The sequence below is a fragment of the Paraburkholderia podalyriae genome, from assembly GCF_014397785.1.
In the GTDB taxonomy this organism is placed as follows: Bacteria; Pseudomonadota; Gammaproteobacteria; order Burkholderiales; family Burkholderiaceae; genus Paraburkholderia; species Paraburkholderia podalyriae.
On the sequence record NZ_VZQQ01000014.1, the window covers coordinates 128,171 to 141,835 of the forward strand.

Sequence of the window (13,665 nt, forward strand, 5' to 3'; positions counted from 1 at the left end):
CTGGATAGATACGTGACCGATAAAGCGGCAGTAAGCGTTACACAATTCGTGAGAGTCCTCTAACCTCATTCGTCGCCAGCGCGTAGCGGTGAATTCAAAGAGGGAATAGACTGGCGCTGAAGCGCCAGCAACGCGCAGGAGGCAACGATTCATTTCGCCAGGAGACGCGCCAGCCCTCGACGTTCGTGGGTCGCACCTCACGCAAAAGAACGGGTGAGCCAACGGTCCACCATGTCGGTAACGTCTGTTCGAGCAATGGTGGACACAGGTCGATGCGTGTCGCTTGGGGAGCTTCCGCCCGACCGGCGCGTGTGCCTCATCTACAGCAAAGCTGACGACCGCTGTTGCGTGGTCGTTCAAGACATCGGGAACTGGGCTGTCGTCACCGTTCTGCCACTCTGGATGTGGAACAACGGCGTCCTGTCGGAAAGCTCGCCGCAGGCAGACCAAGCTTGAAGGTTGGCACTCCAGCCACGGTCAGGCCAGCCAAAACGAAAAAATCCCAGCTATCAGTCGAGACGCCGTACCAGTGTTTTCCGCCGTAGGCGATAAGCCAGCTGAGAGCGTAATGCCGCTCGCTGGCGACGCCCAAGTGCCCCCTCCGCCTGGCGCCTCGCGGCCCTTCACTTCCCGCTGAGGGCCGTTTAGGACTTCGTCGCAGAGGCAAGCACACACGGCATCGGTACTTGAACCACCCCGTCGTTCTGATACGCGGCCGCGTCTTCGGACACCGACTTTTCAATCAAGACTAAGGCCTCGGGCGACTGAGCTTTCAAAATTGCGGCGATGCGCACGCCGCCGCGCATCAGCATGTGGAAAGGCGTTTCCGGTGCGCGAATACGCAACGTTTGGCTGACTTCCCGGACGTGCGGCTCATCGAATCCCGCGTCGAGCAGCGCACGTTCGGATTCGTGCCAGTCGCTGAACCGAAAGAACAGAGGCCCCGGAGGCAGCGGAACATCCATTCGACCGTACGCCTCGATTGCTTTGAGCACCATCGCAAATCCAACGGCTTTGTCCGGTGTCGCCCACACGGTAAACGCAATTCTGCCACCGGGTCGGAGTACGCGAAACGCCTCCGCGAGCGCGTTCTCCGGGTGCGCGAAATGCAACATCCCGAAGCTGATGCCAACGGCGTCGAAACTTTCGTCGGGAAAGGGTAAGTCTTCCGCGCTGCCGACACGGAACGCGAGCGCGGAATAAGTGCGCCTTGCTTGTTCGACCATCGCGTCCGCGAAATCGACACCAACGACATCGGCGCCGCGACGCGCGGCCGCGCCGGCGAGATAGCCGGGACCCGACGCCACGTCCAGAAAGCGGACGCCGGGGCGGATATCCAACGCATCAAGGAGGGCGCTATTGGATTGCGTGGTTAAGTCGCCGAAATACGTGTGGTAAGGTTGGGCGACCCTCTCCCAGCCGTCGTGCTCGAAAGCGCTGAATTCGTCTTGTTCCATTTCAGTCTCTCCACGTCTCATCGTGCTGTCGCGAACCAGCACAGGGCAGGCACCCGTTACACCGATGCATGGCTTTCATGGGGATTCCCACTCGAGCTCCAGTACAAGCCCAGTGTCGGCGACCACCGATACCAATTCACTTTTTCCTCTGTTCTGTTGCCTGACTATCGCGGCACGGCGGCCTGTTGAGCGTCTCGCCTCGTGTTCACGCCGGTAGACGCGCGGAGTCAGAGCGGACGTGTCTCCGGGCTTCTTTCGCCGTCCGGCCCTTTCGCCGGCCGGAGGCGCCCAACTCACGTCGGCGCGAAAACCACACCCTGTCGGTCGGCGATGTACCTGACACTTCGCGTGAACCGATACGTCTCGTCATTGGCTATCATCCGATTCACGCCGGCCTCCGTCAACGCGAGCATCTCGTCCGCCAGGTACGCGGCGACCGTCCCATGCTCGACCAAGTCGTCGAGTGAACCCGTTGGGTCACCAATGTACACGGAGCGTACGCTTGTGCCGTCCCGCATTACGACCACGCTCTCACCATCGTCGAGCGCCAGCTCGAGATAGTCGGCGAGCACCTGCAGTGACGCTGGCGTATGCTCTTGCGTCGCGTGACCCGAAACAGTCGAGTTCGCCATCGTACGTTTCCCCGTAAAACATGTTTTGTCCCGTGACAGAAGGGGCGCCTGCCACTGACGCGGCCGTGTTTCTACTATAAGCCGCCACCTCAGAATGCGTCACCCCTTTGCGACGCACTTTGCGCGATACGCGACACAGGCGGTGAGAGGACCGGTGGTGCACTACTCGCGCGTTATCGCGTAGTCCGTCAGGGCGTTCCGGATTGACCCCCATCCTGCAGTAGGCTACAAGTTCACTGTCGGATTATGAATAGCGGTCAGGCCCTGCGTTTGAGCGCCAGGCACTAACTGCCCCTGTCAATGTATGTAAGGGTCACGTGCACCCAGTGAAGCGCGCTCTTCAAATTTTATTGGAAACGGATGATGGCAACCGGAACAGTGAAATGGTTTAACGACGGCAAGGGCTTCGGGTTTATCACGCCGGACGACGGCGGGGACGACCTCTTTGCCCATTTCTCGGAAATCAGTGGGCAAGGTTTCAAGTCTCTGCAAGAGAATCAGAAGGTCAGCTTCGACGTCAAGATGGGTCCGAAAGGCAAGCAGGCCGGGAACATCAAACCGGTCTAGGAAGAATTCTGCGTCTTGGTGGCCCATGATTCCCGGTCCGTCGGACATCGTATTTTCAGGGCAGAGTCGGCGCAAGGGTGCCGCCCGGCACCAAACGCCGAGATTCCCCGTCACGCGAAGCTTGGGTACGGGCGGCGCCTGACTGGACTGTCGTCGCGGTCGCACGCAGCGGCAACGATGAAATATCACGCGAGCACCGCGCTGCCGTACCGTCCGCCAGCAAGAGTAATGTAATGGCCTGGGTTATGGCTCGCCCAGGCACGCACGGCGTGGCGACTCGTCAGCGCCAGCCGGTTTTCGTCACCCTGGCAACCGGGTCTTCTGGCCGTCTCCATTGCCGTCGGCTCCAGATTCTTCCTCATCTATCTGAATCCGCGCCTGTTCCCAATACTCGTCGGCGCGTCCCTCCGGGCTGCCGTCTTTTTCCCAGAGCTGGTAGGCCCGTACACGAACCTTCTCTTCCCGCGAATCGTTATCCATTGCATCGCTCCTGGTAGGTTTCCCACGACCAGCTACTCATCAATTTGCACAGCGACCCTTTCGATGGCAGAAGGCGCAGGAGCTAACGACAGAACAGACAAACTCAAAGTCGGCGAGCATATGAAAGCTATCGGGCATCTGACGTTCCGGACGCTCTCCTGCGTTCCCGGCAACCTGCCGCATAAGGGTCCTGACCGGGAGCCTGACCATGCAGATTGCAGGGTACGCCTCAAACATCACCGCGTTAATAAGCCTTCTTCATTCCGCCACTGTCGGAGGCTGGCGCAGCCATTCCCCCCTTTTTCTGCATCTTCGGCTTCATCTGCTTTTGGGACATTTCACCTGACTTTCCCATAGTGGTTGCACCCGACGCGCCAGATGGGGACTCTGTCGTTCCGCTTGCATTCGGGGTTCCCATTCCAGTGCCGCCCTGGCCTGCACCGGCGCCCCCGCCACCACCTGTTCCTGCGCCCTGCGCGTAGACGGCGCCCGACAGACTCAACATTAACGCCGAAGCAAGCAAGATTCCTTTCGTAGCAACTCGCATGATGGGCTCCTCCGTGTGCAGAGCGACCGGCTGCGACCCGGGTCGGTGCAGTCCGTGTCTTGGTTACCGCATTTCCCGTGCCACTTCTGGCCTTGAGGCCCTTGATTTCATCGTTGACGGAAACAACCAAGCTATCGTGCACACATCGACGGGCCGCGCGCCAGCACGCGAATGCCGCTGCGCTGAACTGGGGGAGTTTCCCAGCGCGCGCTCGCGTATTCAAGGCGGTCAACACAGCGTCTGCAGAATCGGCGGACGACTGACGAAGAATGACGCCGTTACATGCCGCACGTCATCTCACTGGCTGCATTGTTCACCACCGGTACCACAGACGGCGGCAAATGTGCCGGCCAAGCTTGCCCGGTGACTCTGGACCCCGACCGTCTCGCACGAGCCGGCTGCCGTCACAGTCACGGCAGCAGTCGCCGCATGTCGTGCGCAAAAAAGGGCTTTCTCCATGGCATGGGCGTTGCGCGCATAAACGGGCAATATGTTGAGTTAGATGGACGAAAAGCAAGATGGCTGCACGCCCGTTTTTTGCCGAGTCTCTCAAGGCTACAGCCAGGTCGGCCCGTTAGCACGCTGTGACCATGACACCGGCTCAAACCGGATGTGCCTTGCGGCTCATGACGCGAGCAGCGATTCACAAGAAACATGCACGCGCTGGCCGGCCTGGACTTCACGCCCCGCTTGATAACTGAAGTTGCGATACCTTCCGTCGGCCATGCGAACTTGGATTTGATATGTCGTCGCCTTGTGCACGGGGTGCTCGATGGAATTGCCAGCAAGTCTGCCTCCAAGCGCGCCAATGATAGTGGCGGTGGTTTTTCTGAGACCGTTGCCAATTTGCGTTCGTTGAGCGGCACGCGACAAATTCCATCTCCAGCGACGGCGCGCTCGCCCCTGTCCGTTCGGCCAGAGTGCGCCTTTCATCACGGTCAGAGAGCCTCGATGCTAGCGAAGATTGAAGTCCCCGGCGGCGTCGGGACACCGTATCGAAAATTGTGCGCGCCGCGGATATAACATCGGTTCGCTAAAGATGTCTTTAACTTCTTGTGGTTCAGAGCACTCTCTTGAGACATCAAAGCCATCAGATGGATGGGACTCTTTTTACAGCGCCACAGGCGCGGTCCTCATGGACCGCTTTGCAGATGCGTCCAGTACCGAGGGTAAAAGTGCAAGGCGACAGGTAGACGAAGACATCTCCTTCGAGGAAACGTCCGTGTTTATCGGAACATCAGTCATTAGCCCCAGAGCTCAGGAACGCGGCACACGTACCTGTCGCTAGTGATGAGACGAGCTTCGAAGTAAAGCAGGGCCCGAAGGGCAAGCAGGCTGCAAACATTAAGCCGGTCTAACGGCCAGTCCATCCTTTGCGGTGTCGAATGCCCGGTTCGCCGGGGTTTTGCTAGCCATTCGCTGACACACTTGCGATACGCTTCTGTACAGCGTTCGCAATGCTCCTCCTGATGCTCCCGCAATCTGCCGCACACGCATCGCACACCTGCGCGCACGCATCGCACACCTGCGCGCACAAGGCGCAGATAGCCGTCGCGTGCCAGCTGCTGCACACCGTGGCACCGGATGCAAGGCGGCAGACCGCCACGCAACCGATATCGAATTCTATGCGTTCGGCCATTCCGGTCGCATGCTCGTCTCACAAGCGGGAAGCGACGCAGTGGTCGCACGCCGTCGCTCATGCGTCGCAGGCCGAGATGCAAGGTTGATGCTGTTCGTGTCCATTTAATGCTTTGATGGAATGGCCGGCGAAAAGACAGGCTCATTTCACCGAGCAACGCACGGACCCAGTCTGCACCGTTGTCTTTTTCGGCCTCTCCTGCCAGAGCCCGGGGCCACCACACTCAGGACCATCGGCGTGGCCGTCAGGTCAAGGTATTGCCTCAGACTGCGTGCGGACGCGGAAAAACCTTTCGACGGGAATAATCGCGACTATGCCGTCTCCGACCGGCCCGACGTGCGCGATATCCATGATTGCTCTTACGAGGGTTTCAACGTCCGATGCCTGGGCGAAAATTTCGATTTTGAGGTGCTCGGTCGTCCAATCATCGGCAAACAGGTTTGGATGCGCGCCGAACCCTTTTACCTTGCTGGCGGTTATGCCGTGGATATCAATAGCGGCGAGCCTCTTTTCCAGAGTTTGCAGAACCTCCGGCCGGACAACCGCCACAACACATTTAAGTTCCATGTCTAGCTCCTCGTTGACTCCCTGATGGAAGGACGTCATGCGCTGCTATCCCTTCGGCGCCCACTTTGAATTTCGCACTAACCAGAAAAGTGCTTTGCGTTGAGCACTATCGGCTCGGGTTCTTTTCGCATCAGACGCCTTGTCACCATCACGGCGATACGCTGGCGCCCTTCCAGGCACGCCTTCAACAGGCGTGCGCCGGCTGCACCGCTCGGCACCCAAAAGTGGCACTCCCGCGCCTCTCGAGATATTGCGCATTGAACGGAACGCTCGGGCAACGCGGCGACAAATTGAACCAGCTTCCCGTCCGGGGACAAGGTGATTGCTGCGGAGAGGTTGATATCCATTGTGATTGCTTGATGCCGTGCACTGTTGGAGTAATCGTATCGCAACCGGCCGCCCCAAATGAACCGCAACTGTGCGAAAGAGCACGTGACAACCGGCAATTGTGCGCACCGTTTGAAACTGCCGAGGAAACCTTCCGCCGCGTATCGGAGCTCATTGAGAGACGCCCACCCCCACTGCTTCCTCGACGGTTCTGGCATTCGGGGCGCCTCCATCCGAGGCATCGCGCCCTTTTCATCAGAGAATTTTGTGCGCAAGCAGACAAACGGATGGCGATATTCCAAATGGGATGCTGACATAAGGACATAAGAGCCATGAAGGCTCGGCGCCGGCGCCAAACGGGGAACGACAAAAAAACAGGCGAAGAATCGGCACAATCAATTGACCCGCGACCGCAGGGCGCGGGTCAACCTTCTCCTAATGCCAACCGTTTCTGGGTTGTGGCCGAACGCGATTTTGTGGTCGGTCGCGCACATACTGCAATGCATCAACGCGCACACCCTAGAGGCGCGTGCAGACACTCCACTCGCTCCTTTTCGGCTGTTGCTATTTCATCAAACGATGCACAGCGGCATACCTTTTGGGCGTAAAGTTAAAGTGCTTTCTCAGGATTCGGGTGCGGTGCGGAACATGTGCGGTGAAACTCAGCGCAGCGCAGCAACTCACACCGATGCTGTCACTTACAGGGCATTCGGGGAATTATTGGCCCCCGTGGACCGTTATGACAAACAAGGACCGGGGGTGATGGAGGCAGGCATGAAAAGCACGAATGAGCAGTCCCTGCGTTTCCAGGTCGAAAAATGGCTCGCGCCGGGTCCCGCGACGCCGGTCCACGTGACCGTTTTCAGTCGCACCCGCTCGGGCCGGAGACGCTATGTATGCGTCGAGACCGCACAACCGGCCGGCCTGCGCGCGCTGTTCTTCTTTCGGCACGATGACGGTTTCTGGTGCGTGTTTCCGCCTACAGCCGACAGCCCGAGGGTGATTGCCGACCGCCTTGCCGCGTGAGGGGGCCGCGCCGACGTCCATACTGCCGCTGTAACGCGGGGGACCTTCGCGCGCTGCGCTCGCGGCTAGCCCTTGATGGACGTCGCTTGGTCCGCCATGAGATTATCGTCGCTGATTTGATTGCATCACTTCCCCCGCACGGCGCCGGATTGCAGGGAGGGCAACACATCCCGCGAAAAGAACAGCGATGCGCGCCCGACTTCGACGCGGCTTTACCCGGGGCAGTGAGTAAGCCGACCTGCGCTTATCAGCGGCCCAGTTATTTCGCGCCGAGGGTATTCAGCACCGCGTTACCTGCGGGCGTAAACTCGACTGTCCCGTCGTCTCGCCTCGGTTCGTTCGCCCGCGCAAGTGAAGCTTTGCTGAGCGCACCGACCTCCTGCTTCGCCGCCAGCACTTGGGACGGCGTATGCAGCGAAAGGACCTGCGTCGCTATCTCACGTTGGCTCTGCAGGTCGCGTAGCGCCGAGTTGCGCCTCGCCGGCGCTTTGTTCAAGTGGCTCGATTACCCGAATCGCGCGAAGGAATATGGCTTAAGCCGTTACGCAATAACGACGCGCCATCGCCCGATGGCACAAGCGAGACACGTTTGTCCAGCGTCATACCGTTAGCTGCGCTGTCTCCGTGTCCCAGGCCCGCTCGTCGTGCGAAGCGCGCCGCGTTCGGCAAACGCCAGCGCTTTCGCGCCATTGTTGCCGCGGTCTCCCGTCAACAATCTCGAGTGTCGCGTGCCTCACGCCACATGCTCCAGACGCGAGGCCCATTCCGCAGCTCAGAAGTACCCAGTACCTTAAATCCGTACGCCGAGTAAAACGGCAGATTGCTGGGCTCAGCAGTTTCGAGATAGGCACCTGTGCCCTCTTCGTCGCACACGCGGAGTCCCGTCTTGAGCAGGGCGCTCCCAAGGCCCGTGCGTTGCTTGTATGGTTCAACTCCCAGGACACCGAGATACCAGAACCTTCGGCCGGGAGGATGCATCTGCTCAAGATGACCCAACACATGCAATGCCTTGGGGAGTGCCGTCAAACCGGTAGCCATCGCCATGCGTGGCAGTAAACGTAGATGTGCGGCCAGCGACAGCGGGTAGCGACCGGGAGGTAACCAAAGTGCTGCAGCGCTCTGCTCATTGTTGGTGACAACAATACCGCTACGCAAGAATACGCGAAGGTAGAGTCGGTAGACAGCTATCAGCCTTCGCTGGCGAACCATGTCTTCGGGGAACACGTGGAGCGCGAGTGGGTCACGTATAAAAGCCCTGGCCAGCATACCCGCCAGAATTTCTCTGTCCGATGAGCCGGGATTTCGAATCGTCTCCATTACGAGGCCGACGTTTTTCAAGAGGTGGACCTGATGCTACCACCGGTCCACAAAGTAGCTGTCGGCATGCCCTGCGACTACAATTCCGTTAGCCGAAGCGCACCGCGAGTGGTCGCGTCAGCCTTCCCAATCAAGGAGGATTTTATGAGCAAGGTACTGGATGATGACGGACTCAATCTTCTGTTCCGTGAAGCTCGCACACATACCACGTGGCTGAACCAACCCGTCGCCGATGAAACACTGCGGCGACTGTACGACCTGATGAAGTGGGCACCCACGAGCGCCAACTGCAACCCCGCAAGAATCGTCTTCCTTCGCACCACGGAAACCAAGGAAAGGCTGATACCGGCGCTCTCTCCTGGGAACGTGGACAAGGTAAGGAACGCTCCCGTGACCGCCATCATCGCCTACGACCTGAAGTTCTATGAAAAACTCCCCACGCTTTTTCCACACAACCCCGGCATGCGCGACCACTTCGCCAGCACGCCGGAACTGGTCGACACAACTGCGAGGCGCAACTCGTCTCTGCAAGGGGCCTATCTGATTCTCGCCGCTCGGGCATTGGGACTTGATTGTGGACCGATGTCCGGATTCGACAATGCCAAGGTCGACGAGGAGTTTTTTGGAGCCGGAAAGAGCGACCAGGACACTGACGAAGAGTTCTTCCCGGAGGGCCACCTCAAATCGAATTTCCTGTGCAACCTGGGGTATGGTGATGCTTCCGCGCTCCACCCACGCGGGCCGCGCCTTGATTTCGACCAGGCGTGCACGCTTTTGTGACCTGGTCCCTCTTCGGCGCGCTCGGTGAGCCGCCCGACTCGTAGAAAATCGTTCACGAAATTGCAGAGTCCACCGACAATCCCGAGGACCTGGTGTCCCAGATAACACGGTCGCTTAACGTCACCGCTAAGTCCGCAAGTATCATCGAACATGGACGCAGCGGACGGAGATACGGCAGTGGACGACAGATTTGATAGACGAGAACTGCTGCTTCACTCGGGGACATGCTCGAAGCTTTGAGCTGTTTAGCTGAGACTGGTCGGCCGGACGCGCTAGTGGGGCAGCTTGCGACGCAACAGGAACCGTTGCAAGACTTCGAGTTACTCCGGGCGCCTACCCCGAAGATGACGGTGGCCGAGTTCGGCGCACGCGTCGTGAGCGCGTTCTTCCTATGGCCAAAGGAGTTGCTCGAGACGGAGTTCAACCGGAATGCGCTCGCGTCGACCATTCAGCACGACCTTTTTGATGTCAACCCGGACGGCTGGAAAGCGTATATCTGCTGCGTCACTCGGTGATATTTCGAAAGCTGAGGCGCGCGGAGCAAGCACGCTGATGCGAGAGGAGCAAGGCGCCGTAGTCTCTATGGCAGCGGCGTGAGCACCTTGACTAAGCGTTTCTACCGCGCATGGTCCGACGCCAGCACAGCATAGCGGCGTCGCCAGCGTGATTGGGAAGTACTGATGTCGCCAATTCCAACCTTACCCGCATGCCGAGACGCTGACGACCCGTTAGAGTGGGCCGCGAGGCATCGATGCCGGAGCATTGGTTTGGTTGGCAGGTGGGCCAATCCGATGTCGGCATGCGGGTCAAGATAATGCTGGCGTCGCCAACTTATTGCTTCAACGTAAGGAGGTATGCCGATGCGCAATGCCGGTGGCAGTGATATTCGTGCAGTCGTTTTCGATGTCTTCGGAACTGTAGTTGACTGGAGAGGCGGTGTGGCACGTGCACTCGCGCCTTTCCTCGTAGAGCACGGATTGCCGTTCGACCCCTTCCAATTTGCAGATGCCTGGCGTAGCGAATATGTGCCTGCGATGAAGGAAGTGCGCAGTGGTCCGCGGCCGTTCGTGCCCTCGACGTTCTGCACAGGGAAAATCTGGACAAAGTACTCCTGCGTTTCGGCGTTGAGCCGGCATCCATTCCCACCGACGCGCTCGACACCTTGAATCTTGCGTGGCATCAACTTGACCCATGGCCGGACGTGCTACCCGGGCTGTCCCGTCTCAAACAGCATTTCATCATCGCGCCGCTCTCTAACGGCAACATCCGCCTGATGCTCGATGTGGCGAAGCGCGCCGGTCTGCCATGGGATGCCATACTCGGTGCCGAAGTGTCTCGGGCCTATAAGCCGTCACCAGAGGTCTATCTGAGCACGGCGGAACTGTTGGCAATACGCCCGAGCGACTCTGCATGGTGGCGGCTCACAACAACGATTTGAAAGCAGCGAGAGCCTGTGGCCTGAAGACCGCGTTTTTCGCTCGCCCCTACGAGCATTGGGACAGTCAGCTCACGGACCTTCAATCGGCGGAGGATTGGGACTTCGTTGCGAGTTCCCTCGTTGAATTGGCCGCCCAGATGACAGGCGACGCCTGACTGTTCCGTCCGTTACATTCTCTTGCCGCTTCCTCCCAATTTGGGCAAGCCGCCGACCGGGCAATGCGGTTTGCCGTTCGCTCGCTTTGTACGCAACTTCGTCTTTAGACATAGTCAACGACACTTGTCGCGACGAACATCTCGTTCGGCAATGCGGCTAGGAACGCCCCCCGCTTTCCGGGGGGCGTTATCGTTTCAGACTTTCGACTTGTTCTTGGTGCGCTGCTTAGACATTTGAGGGCTTTTCTCGCCCTGCGCCTTTCCGGCAGTCTTCGCTGGCGAGGCTACCTTCTTCTTGGTCGACATTTCGGCTTCAGCCCCGTGAGCGGGCGAGGCTTTTCTGGACGATGGCATGATGTACTCCTTAAGTCTTGTTGCCGTTATGGCACTTTCCACAATAGGCGGCCGGCTGGCGAGAATCAAGCCACGCATGCCGCGTGACCCGAGGACAGCGGTCGTATATCCAGAGGAGCCCCTACGATTCTCGCACGCGAACGTCGACTCAAGTGGTCAGACGCGGGCAGCGGGTCACTGGCGCCACGCCGGACCGACGGCGGCGCGGCGCGCCCGCTTGGAGAGGCGGCGCTGACTTGCGCACCGCCGGCAGCGCTGGGATAAGCCCGCTCCAGACGTCCGAATCAGGGGGCGATGTATTCAGACGGTCAACGTCCCTCGGCGCACGGGCTTTGTAGCCTGGATTTCAGTGGTGCGCGTAGAGCGGGAGAAACGGGTCTTTCGCGCGCGGCGCACCCTCGCTGGTCGGTCGGGCTGTGTCGCCCGGGACAGGCGACGGGCATTGCGGGATGTCGGTGCGAGCGACCGGAAGGTTCAGCATTTTCGCGAAGTCATCTGCGGCGCGCGCGCGGGCCGTCAGATTAAGGATGCCGTTGAGTCCGAGCAGCTTGTCCGTTGTCTTCAAAATTGACGTGTGGTCGTAAAGCGAGTGGTCGATGGTGCCAGTCTGCACGTAGGGCGATATAACGAGAGCGGGCACGCGTACGCCGAATCTGTCAAATGGGAAGTTGTGCGTCTTGAGCGTTGCGTTTTCGCCGGCAGCCGGGGGCACTGCAGGCGGCGGCCGCACATGGTCGAAGAAGCCACCGTGTTCGTCGAAGACGACAACGAAGAGGCTATTGGGCCATAACTTTGAGCCGGTGATGGCGTCGTAGAGCGTTTTCACCAACGCCTCGCCTTTACGGACGTCCCCGGCCGGATGCATCGAATTGCCGTTGCGAAAATCATTTTTCGCGTCGTAGGTCGGCTCGATGAAGACGAACTTTGAGCTCAACGACCCATCCGCGAGCCGAGACAGAAGCGTGTCCATGCCGACGAAGCGGCTGAGGAGGGTCTGCATCCCGTAAATGCCGCGCGCTTGTGCCACATCCCCCTGCGCAATGAGCCAGTCAGACGGGCGAAGTTTCGAGAAAATCGTGCCGTTCTGGAAGGTAAAAATCGGCGCATTCAGAAACACAGCCTCGAGCACCTGTGTGTCGCTCGGTGAATGGTCGAGTCCCGATGACGTCCCGGCGAGTGCAAAGAAACGGTTCGGCCAGGTCGGGCCGGGGACCGACGCGAACCAGTTGTCGCACACGCCAAACTGGCGGGTCAGAAAGTTGAGCACAGGAAGCTGGTCTGGCGTGAACACGCTAAACGCATCTGCAACGACATCCGCATGGTCTTCGTAGGTCGCAGCGAACCCGGTTGTCGACGGGTCGACAGCGAGCGGTGGATAGCCTGCTGCGCCAAGCCCGAAGGAGTCGTTCCTGACGGTGTCCGCACTCGCGATGGGTATCCCGCAAAGCTGCACGCAGGTGTCGGTAAATTCGTGGCCCGGGTCGAAGCCGAGCGCGTATGGAGAGTCTTTGCCCAGTTGGTAGGAGGTGCCGGTGCGCCCAAAGTTAACGATTGGTTGCGCCGGCAATCCGTTCGCCGTCGTCGGGCAGCCGCCGGGTAGCGCGCCCGTGAAGTTCGACAGGCCGAAGACGCTGTCGTACGAGCGGTTTTCGAGCATGAGAACGAAGACGTGCTGTATCGCTGTCACTATTCCTCTCCGCCGATGCCAGCCGCGCAGCTGGCTGATTCGCACGATACACCTAAAACGAACCACGGCGGGTGCCACCGCCGGTTCTATCTTAAAAAACATTAACCGGCAGTGCTAACGTCGGTGCTCGAATGGGGCGAGGTGCGGTGTACGAAGCGCGACGACGCCCGAAAGTTAAATCGCGTCTGGTTTCGGCGCGGTGTTCCCGGACGTCGCTGTCAGCGGCGGCATCATGCAGAATTGGTACGCGGATTGGAAGTCGAAACGACGTCGACGCGCGGTGTTATTTGTCTTCGCCAACGGGAATCGGGATAACACTGTCACCAGCTAGTAGTAGCTGAGGCACCTGTCGAAGATTCCAGCTTCCAGCTTCCAGCCTCGTCCTCGTCGAACACCCACACTCGGATTGCAAAACTCGCGCAGACCACGGACTTTGACTATGCGTAGCCGTACATCCCAGACGTTCGGGGAATCAATCCAGCAGATTGGACCCACGTCCGTGCGCGGTGCGGCTCGGCTCATCTCAAACCAATGTTCAACTAATTTCGCAACGGCTTCTTAGATGTCTCCCGTCGTCTCCTAATGAAGTCACCGTCTCCGGTGACGGTGCGCTTAGGCCTTGGGTTAGTTTTTTGAAACGCCATTGGCTATTTGCAGGTCATCATAAAATTGAAGTCATAGAAGTACACGCG

At 59.2% G+C, this 13,665-nt stretch carries 14 protein-coding genes and 3 pseudogenes; 5 read left to right on the forward strand and 12 right to left on the reverse strand.

All coding sequences use genetic code 11. The features are described 5' to 3' along the window. Positions 1-644 precede the first annotated feature (644 nt). Entirely contained in the window at positions 645-1,457 is an 813-nt protein-coding gene (locus F6X42_RS18535; protein WP_187635614.1) for a class I SAM-dependent methyltransferase, read from the reverse strand. Between the two features lie 293 nt (positions 1,458-1,750). After that, on the reverse strand, positions 1,751-2,089 hold the full coding sequence (locus tag F6X42_RS18540; RefSeq protein ID WP_187635615.1) for a hypothetical protein: 339 nt from the start codon (positions 2,087-2,089) through the stop codon (positions 1,751-1,753). Between the two features lie 363 nt (positions 2,090-2,452). Here F6X42_RS18540 and F6X42_RS18545 point away from each other — a divergent pair, with 363 nt between their 5' ends. Then, on the forward strand, positions 2,453-2,656 hold the full coding sequence (locus tag F6X42_RS18545) for a cold-shock protein (RefSeq protein WP_187635616.1): 204 nt from the start codon (positions 2,453-2,455) through the stop codon (positions 2,654-2,656). Positions 2,657-2,956: 300 nt separating this feature from the next. On the opposite strand, the gene F6X42_RS18550 is transcribed toward F6X42_RS18545, so the two are convergent. The 6 genes and pseudogenes from F6X42_RS18550 to F6X42_RS18570 form a co-directional block, all read right to left on the reverse strand. Beyond that, positions 2,957-3,136 (reverse strand): DUF2934 domain-containing protein, encoded by a 180-nt coding sequence (locus F6X42_RS18550; protein ID WP_187635617.1) that lies wholly within the window; start codon positions 3,134-3,136, stop codon positions 2,957-2,959. A 244-nt stretch (positions 3,137-3,380) separates the two neighbouring features. After that, positions 3,381-3,683, reverse strand: a complete 303-nt coding sequence (locus F6X42_RS18555) for a hypothetical protein (RefSeq protein ID WP_187635618.1) — start codon at positions 3,681-3,683, stop codon at positions 3,381-3,383. Positions 3,684-4,307: 624 nt separating this feature from the next. Further along, entirely contained in the window at positions 4,308-4,556 is a 249-nt protein-coding gene (locus tag F6X42_RS18560) for a hypothetical protein (RefSeq protein WP_187635619.1), read from the reverse strand. Between the two features lie 535 nt (positions 4,557-5,091). Then, positions 5,092-5,325, reverse strand: a pseudogene (locus F6X42_RS46600) (four-helix bundle copper-binding protein); the annotation flags it as partial. Between the two features lie 246 nt (positions 5,326-5,571). Further along, positions 5,572-5,889, reverse strand: coding sequence for a P-II family nitrogen regulator (locus F6X42_RS18565; protein ID WP_187635620.1), 318 nt, complete (start codon positions 5,887-5,889; stop codon positions 5,572-5,574). Positions 5,890-5,966: 77 nt separating this feature from the next. After that, positions 5,967-6,236 (reverse strand): DUF1488 family protein, encoded by a 270-nt coding sequence (locus F6X42_RS18570; protein WP_187635621.1) that lies wholly within the window; start codon positions 6,234-6,236, stop codon positions 5,967-5,969. A gap of 754 nt (positions 6,237-6,990) precedes the next feature. Here F6X42_RS18570 and F6X42_RS18575 point away from each other — a divergent pair. Continuing rightward, positions 6,991-7,242 (forward strand): hypothetical protein, encoded by a 252-nt coding sequence (locus F6X42_RS18575; protein WP_187635622.1) that lies wholly within the window; start codon positions 6,991-6,993, stop codon positions 7,240-7,242. A 259-nt stretch (positions 7,243-7,501) separates the two neighbouring features. Here the strand turns inward: F6X42_RS18575 and F6X42_RS18580 are convergent, their stop codons facing one another. Both F6X42_RS18580 and F6X42_RS18585 read right to left on the reverse strand, forming a co-directional pair. Beyond that, entirely contained in the window at positions 7,502-7,738 is a 237-nt protein-coding gene (locus tag F6X42_RS18580; protein ID WP_187635623.1) for a hypothetical protein, read from the reverse strand. Positions 7,739-7,950: 212 nt separating this feature from the next. Then, on the reverse strand, positions 7,951-8,580 hold the full coding sequence (locus tag F6X42_RS18585; protein ID WP_187635624.1) for a GNAT family N-acetyltransferase: 630 nt from the start codon (positions 8,578-8,580) through the stop codon (positions 7,951-7,953). Between the two features lie 123 nt (positions 8,581-8,703). On the opposite strand from F6X42_RS18585, the gene F6X42_RS18590 reads away from it, so the two are divergent. From F6X42_RS18590 to F6X42_RS18600, 3 genes and pseudogenes are all read left to right on the forward strand, one after another. Next, the gene (locus F6X42_RS18590) at positions 8,704-9,339 is read left to right on the forward strand and encodes a malonic semialdehyde reductase (protein WP_187635625.1); all 636 of its coding nucleotides are present in this window, start codon (positions 8,704-8,706) and stop codon (positions 9,337-9,339) included. Between the two features lie 177 nt (positions 9,340-9,516). Continuing rightward, a pseudogene (locus F6X42_RS18595) lies at positions 9,517-9,836 on the forward strand (hypothetical protein); the annotation flags it as partial. A gap of 357 nt (positions 9,837-10,193) precedes the next feature. Next, positions 10,194-10,932 (forward strand): annotated as a pseudogene (locus F6X42_RS18600) (haloacid dehalogenase type II). Between the two features lie 195 nt (positions 10,933-11,127). Here F6X42_RS18600 and F6X42_RS18605 read toward each other — a convergent pair. Both F6X42_RS18605 and F6X42_RS18610 read right to left on the reverse strand, forming a co-directional pair. After that, positions 11,128-11,286 carry a hypothetical protein gene (locus tag F6X42_RS18605; RefSeq protein ID WP_187635626.1) on the reverse strand — a complete coding sequence of 53 codons (159 nt, stop codon included), beginning with the start codon at positions 11,284-11,286 and terminating at the stop codon, positions 11,128-11,130. Between the two features lie 346 nt (positions 11,287-11,632). Further along, positions 11,633-12,973, reverse strand: a complete 1,341-nt coding sequence (locus F6X42_RS18610) for an alkaline phosphatase family protein (protein WP_187635627.1) — start codon at positions 12,971-12,973, stop codon at positions 11,633-11,635. Between the last annotated feature and the right edge of the window lie 692 nt (positions 12,974-13,665).

Coding starts and splice junctions, on each gene's coding strand:
- F6X42_RS18535 (WP_187635614.1), bottom strand. CDS start 1,457: ATGGAACAAGACGAATTCAGCGCTTTCGAGCACGACGGCTGGGAGAGG.
- F6X42_RS18540 (WP_187635615.1), bottom strand. CDS start 2,089: ATGGCGAACTCGACTGTTTCGGGTCACGCGACGCAAGAGCATACGCCA.
- F6X42_RS18545 (WP_187635616.1), top strand. CDS start 2,453: ATGGCAACCGGAACAGTGAAATGGTTTAACGACGGCAAGGGCTTCGGG.
- F6X42_RS18550 (WP_187635617.1), bottom strand. CDS start 3,136: ATGGATAACGATTCGCGGGAAGAGAAGGTTCGTGTACGGGCCTACCAG.
- F6X42_RS18555 (WP_187635618.1), bottom strand. CDS start 3,683: ATGCGAGTTGCTACGAAAGGAATCTTGCTTGCTTCGGCGTTAATGTTG.
- F6X42_RS18565 (WP_187635620.1), bottom strand. CDS start 5,889: ATGGAACTTAAATGTGTTGTGGCGGTTGTCCGGCCGGAGGTTCTGCAA.
- F6X42_RS18570 (WP_187635621.1), bottom strand. CDS start 6,236: ATGGATATCAACCTCTCCGCAGCAATCACCTTGTCCCCGGACGGGAAG.
- F6X42_RS18575 (WP_187635622.1), top strand. CDS start 6,991: ATGAAAAGCACGAATGAGCAGTCCCTGCGTTTCCAGGTCGAAAAATGG.
- F6X42_RS18590 (WP_187635625.1), top strand. CDS start 8,704: ATGAGCAAGGTACTGGATGATGACGGACTCAATCTTCTGTTCCGTGAA.
- F6X42_RS18605 (WP_187635626.1), bottom strand. CDS start 11,286: ATGCCATCGTCCAGAAAAGCCTCGCCCGCTCACGGGGCTGAAGCCGAA.